This window comes from Pseudomonas reactans, from assembly GCF_013385825.1.
GTDB classification, from domain to species: Bacteria; Pseudomonadota; Gammaproteobacteria; order Pseudomonadales; family Pseudomonadaceae; genus Aquipseudomonas; species Aquipseudomonas reactans.
In genome coordinates, this window is sequence record NZ_JACAPG010000008.1 from 317,428 (window position 1) to 335,354 (window position 17,927).

General features: G+C 61.2%; 17 protein-coding genes. 9 read left to right on the top strand and 8 right to left on the bottom strand.

The window, feature by feature from the left end:
* Positions 1-80: 80 nt before the first annotated feature.
* Positions 81-788, bottom strand: coding sequence for an exonuclease domain-containing protein (locus HX868_RS09785; RefSeq protein WP_177002695.1), 708 nt, complete (start codon positions 786-788; stop codon positions 81-83).
* On the bottom strand, positions 785-2,707 hold the full coding sequence (locus tag HX868_RS09790; protein WP_177002696.1) for a putative nucleotidyltransferase substrate binding domain-containing protein: 1,923 nt from the start codon (positions 2,705-2,707) through the stop codon (positions 785-787). Before HX868_RS09790 ends, HX868_RS09785 begins: the two co-directional genes overlap by 4 nt.
* Positions 2,708-2,953: 246 nt before the next feature.
* Here HX868_RS09790 and HX868_RS09795 point away from each other — a divergent pair, with 246 nt between their 5' ends.
* Both HX868_RS09795 and HX868_RS09800 read left to right on the top strand, forming a co-directional pair.
* The gene (locus tag HX868_RS09795) at positions 2,954-3,400 is read left to right on the top strand and encodes a response regulator (protein ID WP_025857000.1); all 447 of its coding nucleotides are present in this window, start codon (positions 2,954-2,956) and stop codon (positions 3,398-3,400) included.
* 121 nt (positions 3,401-3,521) lie between these two features.
* Complete coding sequence (locus HX868_RS09800) at positions 3,522-3,962, top strand: hypothetical protein (RefSeq protein ID WP_177002697.1); 441 nt, start codon at positions 3,522-3,524, stop codon at positions 3,960-3,962.
* Positions 3,963-4,012: 50 nt separating this feature from the next.
* Here the strand turns inward: HX868_RS09800 and HX868_RS09805 are convergent, their stop codons facing one another.
* The gene (locus HX868_RS09805) at positions 4,013-6,190 is read right to left on the bottom strand and encodes a malate synthase G (protein ID WP_177002698.1); all 2,178 of its coding nucleotides are present in this window, start codon (positions 6,188-6,190) and stop codon (positions 4,013-4,015) included.
* 363 nt (positions 6,191-6,553) lie between these two features.
* Here HX868_RS09805 and HX868_RS09810 point away from each other — a divergent pair, with 363 nt between their 5' ends.
* Positions 6,554-7,066, top strand: coding sequence for a glycine cleavage system transcriptional repressor (locus HX868_RS09810; protein ID WP_095013772.1), 513 nt, complete (start codon positions 6,554-6,556; stop codon positions 7,064-7,066).
* 223 nt (positions 7,067-7,289) lie between these two features.
* On the opposite strand, the gene rarD is transcribed toward HX868_RS09810, so the two are convergent.
* The 5 genes from rarD to HX868_RS09835 all read right to left on the bottom strand — a co-directional run bounded on the left by rarD (position 7,290) and on the right by HX868_RS09835 (position 12,907).
* The gene (gene rarD, locus HX868_RS09815) at positions 7,290-8,174 is read right to left on the bottom strand and encodes an EamA family transporter RarD (RefSeq protein ID WP_126569551.1); all 885 of its coding nucleotides are present in this window, start codon (positions 8,172-8,174) and stop codon (positions 7,290-7,292) included.
* 55 nt (positions 8,175-8,229) lie between these two features.
* A complete protein-coding gene (locus tag HX868_RS09820) occupies positions 8,230-9,204 on the bottom strand; it encodes a serine/threonine protein kinase (RefSeq protein ID WP_016977838.1) in 975 nt (324 codons plus the stop codon).
* 165 nt (positions 9,205-9,369) lie between these two features.
* A complete protein-coding gene (locus tag HX868_RS09825; protein WP_177002699.1) occupies positions 9,370-11,268 on the bottom strand; it encodes a PhoX family protein in 1,899 nt (632 codons plus the stop codon).
* 78 nt (positions 11,269-11,346) lie between these two features.
* Complete coding sequence (locus HX868_RS09830) at positions 11,347-12,111, bottom strand: TOBE domain-containing protein (RefSeq protein ID WP_177002700.1); 765 nt, start codon at positions 12,109-12,111, stop codon at positions 11,347-11,349.
* 58 nt (positions 12,112-12,169) lie between these two features.
* Positions 12,170-12,907, bottom strand: a complete 738-nt coding sequence (locus HX868_RS09835) for a ComFC family protein (RefSeq protein WP_177002701.1) — start codon at positions 12,905-12,907, stop codon at positions 12,170-12,172.
* A 92-nt stretch (positions 12,908-12,999) separates the two neighbouring features.
* Here HX868_RS09835 and bioB point away from each other — a divergent pair, with 92 nt between their 5' ends.
* The 6 genes from bioB (at position 13,000) to HX868_RS09865 (ending at position 17,834) form a co-directional block, all read left to right on the top strand.
* Entirely contained in the window at positions 13,000-14,055 is a 1,056-nt protein-coding gene (bioB, locus tag HX868_RS09840; protein ID WP_016977842.1) for a biotin synthase BioB, read from the top strand.
* 3 nt (positions 14,056-14,058) lie between these two features.
* Positions 14,059-15,240: an 8-amino-7-oxononanoate synthase gene (bioF, locus tag HX868_RS09845; RefSeq protein WP_177002702.1), complete on the top strand. Its 1,182-nt coding sequence runs from the start codon at positions 14,059-14,061 to the stop codon at positions 15,238-15,240.
* Positions 15,233-15,964: an alpha/beta fold hydrolase gene (locus tag HX868_RS09850; RefSeq protein ID WP_177002703.1), complete on the top strand. Its 732-nt coding sequence runs from the start codon at positions 15,233-15,235 to the stop codon at positions 15,962-15,964. The genes bioF and HX868_RS09850 overlap by 8 nt, the downstream gene beginning before the upstream one ends.
* Entirely contained in the window at positions 15,957-16,769 is an 813-nt protein-coding gene (gene bioC / locus HX868_RS09855) for a malonyl-ACP O-methyltransferase BioC (RefSeq protein ID WP_177002704.1), read from the top strand. The genes HX868_RS09850 and bioC overlap by 8 nt, the downstream gene beginning before the upstream one ends.
* Entirely contained in the window at positions 16,766-17,446 is a 681-nt protein-coding gene (gene bioD, locus HX868_RS09860) for a dethiobiotin synthase (RefSeq protein WP_177002705.1), read from the top strand. The genes bioC and bioD overlap by 4 nt, the downstream gene beginning before the upstream one ends.
* Before the next feature lie 106 nt (positions 17,447-17,552).
* Entirely contained in the window at positions 17,553-17,834 is a 282-nt protein-coding gene (locus HX868_RS09865; RefSeq protein WP_016977847.1) for a hypothetical protein, read from the top strand.
* Positions 17,835-17,927 lie beyond the last annotated feature (93 nt).

Here is a 17,927-nt window from a genome sequence, read left to right on the forward strand (position 1 = left end):
ATGTTTAAACTAACGAGAATTATTCGCGATTGTGTCAGAGCCGTGGAGTGGGCGCAATTGGCGTCTGTCGGGAGATGACATTAAAACGATGGCGCGTGTTGACGCCGTTTCCATTGGCTCAAGCGCTCTTGTAATGCCTGTGGCGCGTCGATGTGTTGCTGGCGTGCGCGGCTGAACAGGATCAGCATCAGCTCCGCCGTGGCCAGGGCATCGGCGCTGGCGTGATGGCGCTCGCCTACGTGCAGATGGAAGTGGTTGATCCAATCGTCCAACCCGGCTTCACGGATATGCGCCTCGGGGCACAGCAGCGGGGCAATGTCTGCAACATCGAGAAACGGATGAGCCAGGCGATAACCCAGGCTGTCCTTTAGGGCCCGGCACAACATGTGTTGATCGAACGGCGCATGGAAGGCCAGCAATGGGCTGTCACCGACAAACGCCATGAAGTCCAGTAGCGCTTCCACTGGGTCGCTGCCAGCGGCAATCGCGCTGGGCCCGAGCCCGTGGATCAATACGCTGGGGTTAAGCTTGGTTTCGGCACGGTGCAAGGTGCGTTCGAACAGTTGCGAGAAATCCACCGCACCGTCCTCGATCACCACCGCGCCGATGGACAGCACCTGGTCACGATTGAGGTTAAGGCCGCTGGTTTCCAGGTCTACCACCACCCAACGCTGGTTGCGCAGGGTGTCGTTGCCCAGTGGCCTAGGTGCGCGCAGTTGCGCCAGGCGCTGTTGCTGCGTGTTGTCGAGCCCCGGCCTTTTCTTACGCAGCCAATTGAACAAACTCACAGCTGATACCGCAGCGTCAGGCTGCTTTGCAGGCGTTGGGCCTGGCGCAGGGATTCACGCAGGATGCGCCGGTCCAGATGGTTGAGGCTCTCGGGGTCGACACGGTTGGAGTACGGCTGGTTCTCGCGGGATTGCAGCTGGTGCTGCTGCATGCGGGTCTGCTGGATAAAGTGGTAGGCCTCTTCATACGCAGCGCCGTCCAGGGGCTCGATCACTTCCTTGACCACGAGTTGGCGCAGGCGCTCCAGGGTGTTGTTGGCGTGGATGCCATTGGCCAGGGCCAGCAGGCGCGCGCCGTCGACAAAAGGGGTCAGGCCCTGCACCTTGAGGTCAAGCGTGGCTTTTTCGCCGCCTTTACGCGTGAGTACAAAATCGCGGAAGCGCCCTACAGGCGGCCGCTGGCGCAACGCGTTTTCGGCCAGCATGCGTTGGAACAAGCGGTTGTCCGCCACTTGGTCGAGAATGCCTTGGCGCAATTGCTCGCAGCCACGTTCATCGCCCCACACCACCCGCAGATCGAAATAGATGCTGGAGCCCAGCAGATTCTCTGGCGTCGCCTCGCGGATGAACGCCGCAAACCGCCGCGCCCATTCCGCTCGCGACAAACACAGCTCCGGGTTGCCGGCCATGATGTTGCCTTTGCACAGGCTGAACCCACACAAGGCCAGGCTCTGGTTGATCTGCTGGGCCAACGGCAACAGCACGCTTCGGATAGCCGCCGCTTCGGCGGCATCCTTGGCGTCGAAAAGAATGCCATTGTCCTGATCGGTGTACAGCGTCTGCTCGCGGCGGCCTTCGCTGCCAAAGCACAACCAACTGAACGGCACGCCGGGGTCGCCTTTTTCGGCCAGGGTCAGTTCGATCACCCGGCACACGGTGTGATCGTTGAGCAGCGTAATAATGTGAGTGATCTGAGTGGACGAGGCACCATGGGCCAGCATGCGTTCGACCAACTGGCCGATCTCGCCGCGAATCGCCACCAGGTTGTCCACCCTCGGCGCATTGCGGATGGTGCGCGCCAGATGCACCAGGTCCACCCGTTGCAGGGAAAACAGATCGCGCTCGGACACCACGCCGCACAGGCGCTGGTCCTTGACCAGGCAGACGTGGGCGATATGCCGCTCGGTCATGGCGATTGCCGCGTCGAAAGCGCTGTGGTCCGGTGTCAGGAAGAAGGGCGCCTGGGTCATATACCCTTCGATGCCCTGGTTGAAATCGCTGGTGCCATCGGCCACCACTTGGCGCAGGTCGCGCAGGGTGAAAATCCCCAGGGGCGCTTTGTGTTCATCCACGATCACGATGCTGCCGACCTGTTGCTCATGCATTAGCGTGACGGCTTCGCGCAGCGGCGTGACGGGGCTGCACGTGACAGGATGGCGCATGGCCAACTCGCCGAGCCGCGTGTTCAGGGAGTATTGAGTGCCGAGGGTTTCCACCGCTTTTTGCTGCACCTGCTGATTCACCTGGTCCAACAGGCTGCTGACGCCCCGCAGGGCAAAATCGCGAAAAGGGCTGGAGAGCGCGAACAGCTTGATGAACGCCGGTTTGTTCAATTGCAGGCAGAAGGTGTCTTCGGCGGCCTTGTGCTCGGTGCGGGTTGCCCGTTCGCCCAACAGCGCAGCGAGGGGAAAGCACTCGCCGGTGGTGATTTCGAAGGTGGTTTCGGCGCTGTCCGGCCGTTCGCCGACCACACGGCCCTGCTTGACGATATAAAAGTGCTCGACCGGCCCGCCCGAGGGTTTGAGGATGCTGTCGCCGGGGCCATAGAAGCGTAACTGGCACTGCTCCACCAAAAACGCCAAGTGGGCGTTTTCCATCTGGTTGAACGGCGGGAAGCGTTGCAGGAACTGCAGGGTGCCGTGGATATTTTGCAACACAGCAGTTTTCCCCGCCTGGGCGAAGGCATCAGCTTTACTCATAACAATGACCGCAGATTTTTTGTCGTTATCGTCCCTCATGGTCGACTCCTGCGCGGCGGGTGCCCATTGGACGTAAGTCTAGGTCGATACAAAGGGTACAAACCTAGGGAAAAACCTTACATGAATATCGTCCAAAACCCGTAGAACGCCCACTAGGCAAACTTTCCGACGAAGTGCACATTGATCGCCCTTCTGCAGATGTCTGACGAGTGTGCTGGGAGATTGATGAGAACTGCTGAGAACCGTATGTCCGACCACGATATTTTGAGTGATGCCGAGCGCGAGGCGCTGAGCGCCGTGATGCTGGAGCCTGATTTACCGCCACAACGCGTGTTGATTGTTGACGACGACAAGGACGCACGCGAACTGCTGGCGGAAATCCTGGGGCTGGACGGTATTCGCTGCATGACCGCCGACAGTGGTGAGGCGGCGTGGGATTTGTTGAAGTCGAGCAGTTCCATCGGTTTGCTGATCACCGACCTGCGCATGGCGCCCAGCAATGGCCTGGAACTGATCCGACAAGTGCGTGAATCTACGCGTGCGGCACTGCCGATCATCATCATGTCGGGGGACGCGGAAGCGCCGGACGTGATTGATGCGATGCATTTGAGCGTGGTGGATTTTTTGCTGAAGCCAATTGATAGCGTGAAGTTGGCGAAGATGGTGAAGCGGGAGTTGGGGATGGCGCAGTAAGGGCAGTTGGTCGGTACCGTGGAAGAACTGTCAACTCTGACAGTAGTCAGCTTGGAATCACGAGTGTTTACTGGCCTCGGGAGCGCTGAGTCAGGGCTCCAAGCTTGAACAGGAGTTCACGATGAATGATTCAAACGCGCCATTCACGCGCAAGGACTTCCAGGACGCTCACGCCAACGTTAAAAACCAAAAAGCTGACGCCGAAATTAATTACACGGTTAATGGTCAGGTTGATTCTTTTAAAACGGCGAAGGTTTCTGGAGGGTTCAGTCAAACATTGATATCAGGGGGGGCAGATGTCGCTGTGGGCTGGCGATACCCCGGGGGGTTGGAGGAAGGCGATAACCATTACGATGCTAAAGACCTTACGAATCTTGTCTTTTATTTAGGCATCAAAGGCTATTCTGGGCAGCAATCGGGGGAAATGGATGTCAATCTTGAGTACTTCAACGATGCGTACGGCATTATCAAAGGGACTATCAAGCACATAAAGATAGTTGCTGGTGATGATGTCATCACGTTTTCCGGAACGTTCTCATATAAGTTTCCCGATAATCGCTGAGTTGTGAAAAAGCCCTGATCATTGAATCAGGGCTTTTTATTTATCGCTACTTACAGGCCGTTTTTAGCCTTGAACTCCCGACGCCGACGGTGCAACACCGGCTCGGTGTAGCCGTTAGGCTGCTTAGTCCCTTCAATCACCAACTCCACCGCTGCCTGGAACGCGATGTTGCTGTCGAAGTCGGGAGCCAATGGACGGTACAACTTATCACCAGCGTTTTGACGGTCCACCACCGGCGCCATGCGCTTGAGGCTTTCCATCACCTGGGCTTCGTTGACGATGCCGTGGCGTAGCCAGTTGGCGATGTGCTGGCTGGAGATGCGCAGGGTGGCGCGGTCTTCCATCAGGCCCACATCGTTGATATCTGGCACTTTCGAGCAGCCGACGCCTTGATCAATCCAGCGGACGACATAACCCAGGATGCCCTGAGCGTTGTTGTCCAGTTCGTTGCGGATCTCTTCGTCGGACCAATCGGTGTTGCTGGCCAGAGGAATGGTCAGGATGTCGTCCACCGATGCACGCTCGCGCTTGGCCAACTCGGCCTGACGGGCGAATACATCAACCTTGTGGTAGTGCAACGTGTGCAGCGCAGCCGCGGTCGGCGATGGCACCCAAGCGGTGTTGGCACCGGCCAGTGGGTGGGCGATTTTCTGTTCGAGCATCGCCGCCATCAGGTCGGGCATGGCCCACATGCCTTTACCGATCTGCGCGCGACCTTGCAGGCCAGTGCTCAAACCGATATCGACGTTCCAGTTTTCGTAGGCGCCGATCCATTTTTCCGCCTTCATCGCCGCCTTGCGCACCATCGCGCCGGCTTCCATGGAGGTGTGGATTTCATCGCCGGTGCGGTCGAGGAAGCCAGTGTTGATAAACACCACGCGCTCGCTGGCCGCCTTGATACACGCCTTGAGGTTCACCGTGGTGCGGCGCTCCTCGTCCATGATCCCGACTTTCAGCGTGTTACGCGGCAGGTTCAGCACGTCTTCGATGCGGCCAAACAACTCGTTGGTGAACGCGGCTTCTTCCGGGCCGTGCATCTTCGGCTTAACGATGTACACCGAACCGGTGCGGCTGTTCTTGCGGCTGTTGTTGCCGTTGAGGCTGTGGGTCGCGGCGAGGCTGGTGACCAGGCCGTCGAGGATGCCTTCCGGCACTTCGTTGCCGTCTTTGTCGAGGATCGCATCGATGGTCATCAGGTGACCCACGTTGCGCACGAACAACAGCGAACGACCGTGCAGCGTCACGTCTTGACCGTCCACGCAGGTATAAACGCGGTCGGCGTTCATGGTGCGAGTAAAGGTCTTGCCGCCCTTGGCCACTTCTTCGGCCAGGTCGCCCTTCATCAGGCCGAGCCAGTTGCGGTAGATCACCACTTTGTCGTCGGCATCGACGGCGGCGACGGAGTCTTCGCAGTCCATGATGGTGGTTAGCGCGGCTTCCATCAGCACGTCTTTCACGCCGGCGGCGTCGGTCTGGCCGACCGGGGTGCTGGCGTCGATCTGGATTTCGAAGTGCAGGCCATTATGTTTCAGCAGGATCGCAATCGGCTCAGCCGCAGGGCCTTGGAAACCGATCAACTGTGCGTCGTCGCGCAGGCCGCTGTTGCTGCCGCCCTTGAGGCTGACGATCAGCGTGCCGTCGACGATCTTGTAGCCGGTGGAATCGACGTGGCTGCCAGCGCTGAGCGGTGCGGCCTCATCGAGGAAGGCGCGGGCGAAGGCGATGACCTTGTCGCCACGCACTTTGTTGTAGCCCTGGCCCTTTTCGGCACCGTCGGCTTCGCTGATGGCGTCGGTGCCATACAGCGCGTCGTACAGCGAGCCCCAGCGCGCATTCGAGGCGTTGAGGGCGAAGCGGGCGTTCATCACCGGCACCACCAGCTGTGGGCCGGCCATGCGGGCGATCTCGTCATCGACGTTTTGGGTCGTGGCCTGGAAATCCGCGGCTTCTGGCAGCAGGTATCCAATGTCTTGCAGGAAGGCTTTGTAGGCCACCGGGTCGTGCGCCTGGCCGGCATGAGTCTGGTGCCAGGTATCGATCCGCGCTTGGAAATCGTCGCGTTTGGCGAGTAGGGCTTTGTTCTTCGGTGCCAGGTCGTGGATGACCTTGTCGGCACCGGCCCAGAACTGGTCGGCAGTGATGCCGGTGCCGGGAATGGCTTCGTTGTTCACGAAGTCGAACAGGACTTTGGCGACCTGCAGGCCACCGACTTGAACGTGTTCAGTCATTGCTTGCCTCACTCTGCACAGCTTAAGCGCTTTTTAGATTTTCATTATGTAGTGCCAGGTTGCGCATACTACATGATGACTTGCGGTTGTGAAAATTAGACTAAATACGTCGTTTAGCGACCCACTTTGGTCGTACGGTCACAGCGGAGAACCGGATGTTCTCAAAAAACTATTAGATTGTTCCAGATAAATATAAAAATGGTACACGATTTGTTTTTAAACGCAGCTGCGTCCACCTTGTAGGAGCGAGCTTGCTCGCGAAAAACGCATAGGCGACGCGAGCTGTCTGAAAGAGCTGCATCATCGTTGACGTATTTCGCGAGCAAGCTCGCTCCTACAGGTCATGCACCAGAGGGCGTTGCCATGGACCATCTTGTACTCACAATTATCGCCGCCGACAAACCCGGCCTGGTCGAGCGCATCGCGCAGAACATCGCCGCCCACGGTGGCAACTGGCTGGAAAGCCGCATGGCGCACATGGCCGGGCAGTTTGCCGGGATCCTGCGGGTTGGCGTGCCTACAGAGAACCGTCAGGCATTGGTTGGGGCGCTGGAGGATTTATCCACCCACGGCATTCGCGTGCTGGTGGGCGAGGGCAGCAGCGGGCAGGCCTCGGCGTCCAAGTCGATCATGATGACGCTGGTGGGCAATGACCGTGCGGGCATTGTGCGCGAGATCACCGCGCTGCTGAGCAAGCAGGGCGTCAACCTGGAGAGCCTGAGCACCGATGTGCGCCCAGCCCCCATGAGCGGCGATCCGTTGTTCACTGCCGAGGCGCTGTTGCAGGTGCCGACCGCGTTATCCCTGGACACCTTGCAGCTGTCCCTGGAAACCCTGGCCGATGACTTGATGGTGGAACTGCACCACGAGGAATAATCTGCCCACAGGGTTATGCATGGAAATCTTGCATGGGCCTGTGGATAACCTGTAGAGACCCCTCGCCAGCCCACGCCGGCCGGGGTTCTTCGCTGATTGAGCAAAAAACGAGCAAATTCAAAAGCTTGTGCACAAATGGCGGGGATCAGGTTGTGGATAACCTTGGGGTGGATGTCTGCAAGCCACACCCGCTGTGGCTTGCAGAGGTTTGTACGTTATTTGATCAGCGTTTGCGCGCGCTGAGCCAGATATCCACGCTGTACACCACCAGGCCCGCCCAGATGAAGGCGAAGGCGGTCAGGGTGCTGGGTGCCAGGTGTTCGCCGAACAGCAGCACGGCTTCCAGCAACACCAGGGTCGGTGCGACGTACTGCAAAAAGCCCAGCGCGGTGTAGGGCAAATGCCGTGCGGCGGCGTTGAAACACACCAGCGGGATCAGCGTCACCGGGCCGGCCGCCACCAGCCACCAGGCTTCGGACGTACTCCAGAATGCCATCTGCGCGCTATGGGCGGTCGGGTTGAACAGCAGCCAGGCAATCGCAATCGGCACCAGCATCCAGGTTTCCACCACCAGCCCCGGCAGCGCCTTGACCGGCGCCTGCTTGCGAATCAGCCCGTAGAAACCGAAGGTCAACGCCAGCACCAGCGACACCCACGGCAAGCTGCCGACCTGCCACACCTGTTGCGCCACACCCACCGCTGCCAGGCCGACGGCGACCCACTGCAAGCGCCGCAGGCGTTCACCCAGGATCAGCATACCCAGCACCACGTTCACCAACGGGTTGATGTAGTAACCCAGGCTCGCCTCCAGCATGCGCCCAGTGTTCACCGACCACACATAGGTCAGCCAGTTAGCCGCGATCAACGAACCGCTGAGGGCCAGGATCGCCAGGCGCTTGGGGTTGTCGCGCAATTCGCGGAACCAACCGGGGTGCTTCCACACCATCAACAGCAAACCGCCGAACAGCGCCGACCACAACACGCGGTGCACAATGATTTCGGCGGCAGGAACGCTGGCGATGGCTTTGAAGTAGAGCGGGAACAGACCCCAGATGACATAGGCACTCAGGCCTAGGATGTACCCCTTGCGGGGGTTGGCGGCTTGCATTGCAGAATCCTTGCTTAGGCAGCTAACAAAGCGCGATTGTAAGGATATTTGTCCGTCAAAACAGCTTCAATGGCTCTTCATTCAAGGCGGCCAATTGCTCACGCAACGCCAACACCTGATCGCCCCAATAACGCTCGCTGCCAAACCATGGAAAGCTGTGGGGGAACGCCGGATCGTCCCAGCGCCGTGCCAGCCAAGCGCTGTAGTGCATCAGGCGCAAGGCGCGCAGGGGTTCGATCAGCGCCAGTTCACGCGGGTCGAAGTCATGGAATTCCTGGTAGCCGTCCATCAATTCCGACAACTGCCCCAGACATTCTTGACGATCACCGGCGAGCATCATCCACAGGTCCTGCACCGCCGGGCCCATGCGGCAGTCATCGAGGTCGACGATGTGGAACATCTCGTCACGGCACATCATGTTGCCGGGGTGGCAATCGCCGTGCATGCGGATGTTTTTGTGCGGCGTGGCCTTGTACACCTCTTCCACACGCTTGAGCAGGTCGCGCGCCACGGACTCGTAGGCCGGCAGCAGACTCTTGGGGATGAAATTGCCTTCCAGCAATGTGGTGAGGGAGTCGTGGCCGAAGTTCTTCACGCCCAAGGCTTCGCGGTGTTCGAACGGGCGGGTGGAGCCCACCGCATGCAAACGGCCGAGCAATTGCCCAAGGCGATACAGTTGATCGAGATTGCCCGGCTCCGGCGCACGGCCGCCACGGCGGGGGAACAAGGTGAAGCGGAAACCGGCGTGCTCGAACAGGCTTTCGCCGTTGTGGATCAGTGGCGCGACCACCGGCACTTCGCATTCGGCCAGCTCGAAGGTGAAGCGGTGTTCTTCGAGGATCGCCTCGTTGGTCCAGCGCTGCGGCCGATAGAACTTGGCGATCAGCGGTTCCGAGTCTTCGATGCCCACTTGATAGACGCGGTTTTCGTAGCTGTTGAGCGCCAGGACGCGAGCATCGCTGAGGAAACCGATGCTTTCGACAGCGTCGAGCACCAGGTCGGGTGTGAGTGTTTCAAACGGGTGGGCCATGCGAACTCCTGCGCGCAGCAGGGCGCCGCGTCCGGCCGGGTATGGTAACCCTGTAGGAGCGAGCTTGCTCGCGAAAAACCTGAGCGCGCCTCGGGGCGTCAGGCTTTGCGCGTTTTCGTTGACGTTTTTCGCGGGCAAGCCCGCTCCTACAGGGACTGTGGTCTATCAGGCGCCGACGATGCCGCCATCATCCCGCCGAATCGCCATCACCGACGACCGCGGCTTGCCATTCGGCAGATGCTCCGGCCAGGTCGAGCCGCCGGTTTCGCCTGGGTGCTGGATCCCCACAAACAGCGTCTTCTGATCCGGCGAGAAACTGATGCCCGTCACTTCACAGGCCACCGGTCCTACCATGAAGCGGCGGATTTCTCCGGTGGAAGGGTCGGCGCAGAGCATTTGATTGTTGCCCATGCCGGCGAAGTCACCCGCGTTGCTGTAGTCCCCATCCGTAAGAATCCACAGGCGCCCGGCCTTGTCGAAGCCCAACCCGTCTGGACTGTTGAACATGTTCTGCGGGTTGATGTTTGACGAGCCACCTTTGGGCGTGCCGGCGTGCACGCCCGGGTTGCCGGCCACCACAAACAGGTCCCAGCTGAATTCCGTGGCGCCGTGGTTATCGGCGTCGGCCTTCCAGCGCAGGATCTGGCCGTAGACGTTTTTCTCACGCGGGTTGGGGCCGCCGACCGGTTGGCCGTCTTCACCGCGCTTGACGTTGTTGGTCAGGGTGCAATAGACCTGGCCGTCGGTGGGGCTGACCACGATCCATTCCGGGCGGTCCATGCGGGTGGCTTTCACCACGCTGGCGGCGAGGCGCGCGTGGATCAGCACTTCGGCCTGGTTGGCGAAGCCGGTGCTGGCATCGATGCCGTTTTTGCCGTGGGTCAACTCGACCCATTGGCCTTTGCCCTTGGGGTGGTCGGCGTTGCCATCGCCCGCGTCGAAGATCGCGACATACAAGGTGCCGTGGTCAAGCAGGTCTTTGTTGGCCTTTGGATTTTTGTGGTTGATCTTGTCGCGGCTGACGAACTTGTAGATGAACTCGCCGCGCTCATCGTCGCCCATGTACACCACGGCGCGGCCGTCGCGGGTTTCCGCCAGGGCGGCGTTTTCATGCTTGAAGCGGCCCAGCGCGGTGCGCTTGGCCGGGGTGGATTGCGGGTCGAACGGGTCGATTTCCACGACCCAGCCGTGACGGTTGAGTTCGTTGGGGTTCTTCGCCATATCGAAACGAGGGTCGTGCTGGTGCCAGTTGATGTCCTTGCTGGCGGCGACCACGCCATAGCGTTTCTGCCCGGCATCGAAGGTCTGTTGTGGGTTGCTGCTGCCGAAGCAGTCGGTGAAGTTCTCTTCACACGTCAGATAAGTGCCCCATGGCGTCTTGCCGTTGGCGCAGTTCTGGAAGGTGCCCAGGGCTTTTTTGCCGGATTTGTCGGCGCTGGTTTTGAGCCAGTCGTGGCCGGCGGCGGGGCCGCTGAGTCGGATCGGCGAATTGCCGTGGATGCGGCGGTTGTAGCGCGAGTCCTGCACGAACTGCCAGGTGTCGCCCTTGCGCCGCACTTCGATCACCGACACGCCTTCGCTGGCCTGGGCCTTGTGCACGTCTTCGGCCGATTGCGGCGCGCCACCGTGGGCGAAGAGGTAGCGGTAGTTGGTGTATTCGTTGTTGATCGCCATCAGCGCGCGGTTGTCGTCGCCGGGAAAGGCAAACAGGCTCATGCCGTCGTTATTGTCGCCGAACTGCTGTTCCTGGGCCTTGGCCGTGCCGTTGCCGGACGGGTCGAAGGCCGGCGCGTTCTTGCTCAGCGGCTGGCCCCAGCTGATCAGCACCGAAGCGCTATAGCCCGGCGGCAGAGTGATTGCGTCGCTGGTGGCGGCGGCGATGCTGGTGAACCCCAGCAACGGGCTGGCGCTGGCGGCGTTGACGGCGAGGGCGCTGCGGGTCAGCAGGTTGCCACCCAGGAACATCGCGGCGCCACACAGGGCACCAGCGCCGATAAAGCGGCGACGGGTGAGGCGGACCATTTGTTCAAGGTCGGTGGCTTGGTTTTCTTCTAATAGGCTCATCTCAGGCTCCCTGCGGTTTTTGCAGACACCATAAGGAGCGGGCGTGACGAAATTGTTGCAGTTTAAATAGCGGGCCGCTTACACCGGCGTGCCGAGCAGCACATTGCTCGGCGCAAATTGCACCTGGATCGCTTTGCCTTCGGTCACGCGCAGCGCCTTGAGCGTGGCGGGCTGCGCCAGGGCGCATAAAACCTGGCCGTTGGGCAGGGTGACGCGCACTTCGCTGGGCCCGTCCTCGGCGTCGAGAACGGCGTCGACGATGCCGCTCATGCAATTGTGTCCAGTTGTTGCGGGAGCCTCGGGTGCCAGCAATTCCAGCCAGCCGGCCTTGATCAGTGCGACCACTTCCACGCTGGTTTCCAGCTCCAGCCGCTGCGTGCTGTCATGGGTAATCTGTGCAGCCAGGGTCAGCCCGCCGGCCAGTTGCAGGCGGATCAGATCATTGCGGCCATGCTGTTCGATGGCGACGACCTGACCATGCAGTTGATTACGCGCGCTGGTGCGCAGCATCAGGCGGCCGAGCAGGTTGAAATCGCTGGCGGCTTCGTCCGAGCCCAGCACTTCGGCCTGCAGTACTTGCAGGCGTTGGTAAAGGCGCAGCACGCGCTCGCCTTCTGCCGTCAGCTTGGCACCGCCGCCGCCCTTGCCGCCGACGCTGCGTTCCACCAGCGGTTTTTGCGCCAGGTTGTTCAACTCGTCGATGGCATCCCACGCCGCCTTGTAACTCAAGCCGGCACTTTTTGCCGCGCGGGTGATGGAACCCTGCTCGGCGATGTGCGCCAGCAAGGCAATGCGCTGGGGACGGCGGATGATGTGTTGGCTGAGGGACGTTGGCAGAGACATGGGGATACGCTTCGATGTGATGGACTGAACGTTGCGGCCAAGGTGGGACGGAGTCAAGTCAACTGCCCGGTTTGGGCGTGCGGGCCAGGCAGTACACATCGACCTGCAGCGCCCCGGCATGCATCAACAACCGCGCCAGGCTGTGGGCGGTAGCGCCGGTGGTGAGTACGTCGTCCACCAGTGCAAAGTGACGGCCTTGCACCTGTGCGTCGGGCGCCAGGGCGAAAGCGCCGAGCAGGTTGCGTTTGCGCGTCTTGGCGTCAAGGGCTTGCTGGGCCACGGTTTCATGGGGGCGTAACAGCAGATGTTCATCGTAGGGGATGTTTAAGTCGCCGCTGAGCCAGCGCGCCAGCATCAAGGCCTGGTTATAGCCGCGTTCGCGCAGTCGCTTGCGCGCCATCGGCACCGGCAGCAGGCAGTCGGGGCGCGTGAGTCCGGTGTTGTCGAAGCGGTGTTGCAGGTGTTGCGCCAAAAGCTTCGCGAGCATTTGCCCAAGGGGCCAGCGTGCCTGGTGCTTGAAGCGGCTGATCAGGCTGTCGATCGGAAAGCTGTAGGTCCAGGGCGCAATCACCTGTTTAAAGGCCGGCGGATGTTTCTGGCATTGGCCGCAGATCAAGCCCTCCATCGGCAGGGGCAGGGCGCACAGGGTGCAGTGTTCTATCAGCCACGGCAGCTCGGTTTCGCAGACGTTGCACACAGAGTCGGCTGATTCCGTTGCCTCATCGCAGATTAAACAGATTTGAGTGTTTTTTAGCCAGATGTAAACCTTGTGTTTGTGGTCAGGTTGACAGTGCATGAATCTTCCTTAAATATGCCGAGCATCCGTGTCGTGCCTGTGGGTATTGCCCTTCCCGCAGCGCTTGCCAAAGCATAATCAAGGAATCGCCCATGAGCGCCAGCACCACCGCCACCTTGCGTCACGATTGGTCCCTCGCCGAAGTCAAAGCGCTGTTCGTGCAGCCGTTCAATGACCTGCTGTTCCAGGCGCAGACCGTGCACCGCGCGCATTTCGACGCCAACCGTGTACAAGTGTCGACGCTGCTCTCGATCAAAACCGGCGCCTGCCCAGAAGATTGCAAATATTGTCCGCAGTCGGGCCACTACAACACTGGCCTGGAAAAAGAGAAGCTGATGGAAGTGCAGAAGGTCCTCGAAGAGGCTGCCCGCGCCAAAGCCATCGGCTCGACCCGCTTCTGCATGGGCGCCGCCTGGAAGCACCCGTCGGCCAAAGACATGCCCTACGTGCTGCAGATGGTCAAAGGCGTGAAGGCCATGGGCCTGGAAACCTGCATGACCCTCGGTCGCCTCGATCAGGACCAGACCGAAGCCCTGGCCCAGGCCGGCCTCGACTATTACAACCACAACCTGGATACGTCGCCGGAGTTCTACGGCAGCATCATCACCACCCGTACCTACAGCGAACGCCTGCAAACCCTGGCCTACGTGCGGGATTCGGGGATGAAGATCTGCTCCGGTGGCATCCTCGGCATGGGCGAGTCCCTCGATGACCGCGCCAACTTGCTGATCCAACTGGCCAACCTGCCGGAACATCCGGAGTCGGTGCCGATCAACATGCTGGTGAAGGTGGCCGGTACGCCGCTGGAAAACGCCGAAGACATCGACCCGTTCGACTTCATCCGCATGCTCGCCGTGGCGCGCATCCTGATGCCGCAGTCCCATGTGCGGCTGTCGGCCGGTCGTGAAGCGATGAACGAGCAGATGCAGGCCCTGGCGTTCTTCGCCGGCGCCAATTCGATCTTCTACGGTGACAAACTGCTGACCACCGCCAACCCGCAGGCGGACAAGGACATGCAACTGTTCTCGCGCCTGGGCATCCTGCCGGAAGCCCGTGAAGAACACGCGGATGAAGTGCACCAGGCGGCGATCGAGCAGGCGTTGGTGGAGCAGAAGAGCAGCGAGCAGTTCTATAACGCTGTGGTGTGAGGGATGTCCTTCGATCTCGCCGCGCGCCTCGCTGCCCGCCGTGCCGAACACCTTTATCGCCAACGCCCACTGCTCGACAGCCCCCAAGGCCCGGAAGTAGTGGTGGACGGCCGGCCGCTGCTGGCGTTCTGCAATAACGATTACCTGGGCCTGGCCAATCACCCGCAAGTGATCGAGGCTTGGCGCGCCGGTGCGTCCCGCTGGGGCGTGGGTGGCGGTGCTTCGCATCTGGTGGTCGGGCATGCGACGCCGCACCATGAGCTGGAAGAAGCCTTGGCCGACCTCACCGGTCGTCCGCGTGCGCTGCTGTTTACCACCGGCTACATGGCCAACCTCGGTGCGGTCACGGCGTTGGTGGGGCAGGGCGATACGGTGCTGGAAGACCGACTCAACCATGCCTCGTTGCTGGATGCGGGGCTGCTGTCGGGGGCGCGTTTCAATCGCTACCTGCATAACGACGCCGCGAGCCTGGCCAAGCGCCTGGAGAAAGCCACCGGCAATACCCTGGTGGTCACCGATGGCGTGTTCAGCATGGACGGTGACCTGGCCGACCTGCCCGCGCTGGCCCGTGAAACCAAGGCCAAAGGCGCCTGGTTGATGGTGGATGATGCCCATGGTTTTGGCCCATTGGGCGCCAACGGCGGCGGTATCGTCGAGCACTTCGGTCTGAGCCAGGAGGACGTGCCGGTACTGGTTGGCACCCTTGGCAAGGCGTTCGGCACGGCCGGCGCTTTTGTGGCGGGCAGTGAAGCGCTGATCGAAAGCCTGATCCAGTTCGCGCGCCCGTACATCTACACCACCAGCCAACCGCCGGCCCTGGCCTGCGCCACCTTGAAAAGCCTGGAGCTGTTGCGCACCGAGCATTGGCGGCGTGAGCACCTCAACGGCCTGATCCGTCAGTTCCGCCAGGGCGCCGAGCAGCTCGGTCTGGACCTGATGGACAGCTTCACGCCGATCCAGCCGATCCTGATCGGCGACAGCGCCAAGGCCTTGCGCCTGTCGCAAATGCTGCGCGAGCGCGGCCTGATGGTGACGGCGATCCGCCCACCGACCGTGCCGACCGGCAGTGCGCGTTTGCGAGTGACGTTGACGGCGGCCCACACCGAGGCGCAGGTGCAGCTATTGTTAAACGCATTGGAAGCGTGTTTCCGCGTTTTAAGCCGTTCGGAGCCCGACCATGCGTAATCGACTGATATTGCTGCCCGGCTGGGGCCTCGGTGTATCACCGCTGGAGCCGTTGGCCGCTGCATTGCAAGGTCTGGATGAACACCTGCAGGTGCAGATCGAGCCCTTGCCCGCGTTGGATTCCAGCCACCTGCAGGAATGGCTCGACGAACTCGACGCCACGCTGCCGGACAATACCTGGCTAGGCGGTTGGTCCTTGGGTGGCATGCTGGCTTCGGAGCTGGCGGCGCGGCGTGGCGAACGTTGTTGCGGCCTGCTGACGCTGGCGAGCAATCCGTGTTTCGTCGCCCATGAAGGTTGGCCCAGCGCGATGCCCGCCGAGACCTTCGATGCGTTTCTCGCCGGTTGCCATGCCGACTCCCAAGTGACCCTCAAGCGCTTCGGTTTGCTGTGCGCCAAAGGCGCCGAAGACCCGCGTGGATTGTCGCGCTTGCTGGTCAGCGGCGCACCCAATACCCCATCCACTGTGCTGATGCCCGGCCTCGAACTGCTCGCCCAACTCGACACCCGTGAAGCCTTGCTGGCATATCGTGGCCCGCAGTTGCACCTGTTCGCCGGGCTGGATGGATTGGTGCCTGCCGAAGCTGCGAGCGACCTGCTGGCACTGCTGCCTGATGTTGAAATCGGCTTGATTGAACAGGCCGGCCACGCTTTTCTTCTGGAAGACCCCCACGGTGTCGCGGGGGCCATCCAGGCTTTTTTGCATGAGTGCGTCGATGACTGATTTATCCCACGCCCCGCTGCCAGGCGCGTTGCCCGACAAACGCCAGGTAGCGGCATCCTTTTCTCGTGCAGCCGCCAGTTACGACAGCGTTGCCGAGTTGCAGCGGTCGGTGGGCAGCCAATTGCTGGCACGCTTGCCGGCTGACATCGCGCCGCAGCGCTGGCTGGATATGGGCTGCGGCACTGGTTATTTCAGCCGCGTGCTGGCCGAACGTTTGCCTGCCAGCCAAGGCATTGCACTGGACATCGCCGAAGGCATGCTCAATCACGCACGCCCATTGGGTGGCGCGCAGCACTTCGTCGCTAGCGATGCCGAGCGCTTGCCGCTTAAAACTGACAGCGTGGAGCTAATCTTCTCCTCCCTCGCCGTACAGTGGTGTGCAAACTTTGAGGCGGTGCTCAGCGAGGCCTATCGCGTGTTGCAACCGGGAGGCACGCTCGCTTTTGCCAGCCTGTGTGTGGGCACCCTGGAAGAGCTGCGCGAAAGCTGGCGCGCGGCGGATGGCCTGGTTCACGTCAACCGCTTCCGTACGTTCGAGGCTTATCAACAACTGTGCGCGGCCAGCGGCCTGCGGGTGGTGAGCCTGGAGCGCCGCGCCCATGTGCTGCATTACCCGGACGTGCGCAGCCTCACCCATGAATTGAAGGCCCTGGGTGCGCATAACCTCAACCCCGGCCGGCCGGGAGGGTTGACGGGGCGCGCGCGGATTGTTGCACTGGTGCAGGCGTATGAGCGGTTCCGCCAGGCCCAGGGCCTGCCGGCGACTTACCAAGTGGTGTATGCCGTACTGGAGAAACCTCTATGAACGCCGCCTACTTCATCACCGGCACCGACACCGATGTCGGCAAGACCACCGTCGCCGCCGGCCTGTTGCACGCAGCCCGGCAAGCGGGCAGAAGCACCGCCGCCGGCAAACCCGTGGCTTCCGGCTGCCAAGTCACGCCCAAAGGCTTGCGCAACGCCGATGCACTGGCGTTGTTGGCCGAATGCTCGTTGCCCCTGACGTACGCCGAGGTCAATCCGGTGGCGTTCGAGCCGGCCATCGCGCCGCATCTGGCGGCGCGGGAGGCGGGCGTCTCTCTGACGGTGCAATCCTTGCTCAAACCCATGCAGCAGATTCTGGCGCGAGAAGCGGATTTCACCTTGATCGAGGGTGCAGGCGGGTGGCGGGTGCCACTGGCTGATCAGGCGAACCTGTCGGATTTGGCCATGGCGCTCAAGCTGCCGGTGATCCTGGTGGTGGGCGTGCGCCTGGGATGCATCAGCCATGCCTTACTCACCGCCGAAGCCATCGCCCGTGACGGTTTGCAACTGGCCGGGTGGGTGGCGAATATCATCGACCCCAAGACCTCTCGTCTGGAAGAGAACCTCGCCACCCTGGCCGAGCGGCTGCCTGCACCGTGCCTGGGACGCGTGCCGAAACTCAAGCATGCAGGGGCTGAAGCCGTGGCGGAGTACTTGCAGTTGGACCTGCTTGACTGATTTTGGCTATCGCCAAGGCATTATGCCATTAGTGTTTTTGACGGGCGTTTTGCGGGCGACTCTGCTTCAATCACGGTTCACGATTCTCTAAAGGCAGGCTTACGCCATGGAAATCTCTGGAAGCAGCGCGTTTTACTCGGGCCTGAGCAGCATTCAGACTGGGCAGAACCGTGTCGACCAGGCTGCCGGTAAAATTGCCAGCGCCGCGACGACCCAGCCCTCGGATGCGCAAAGCGACCGCCTGCAAGCCAACGACCGCGCCCAGCCGTCCAACTCGGCCAGCAACATGGTCGAAATGGCCCAAGGCAAGTTCCAAGTGGAGCTCGGCGCCAAAGTCGCCAAGGCTTCGGATGAAATGCTCGGCACCCTTATCGACACCTACGCTTAATCCCCCCTGTAGGAGCCGGCTTGCCGGCGATCCTTGCAACGCGGTGCGCCAGACTCACCGCGATCGCCGGCAAGCCGGCTCCTACAAAGTTCT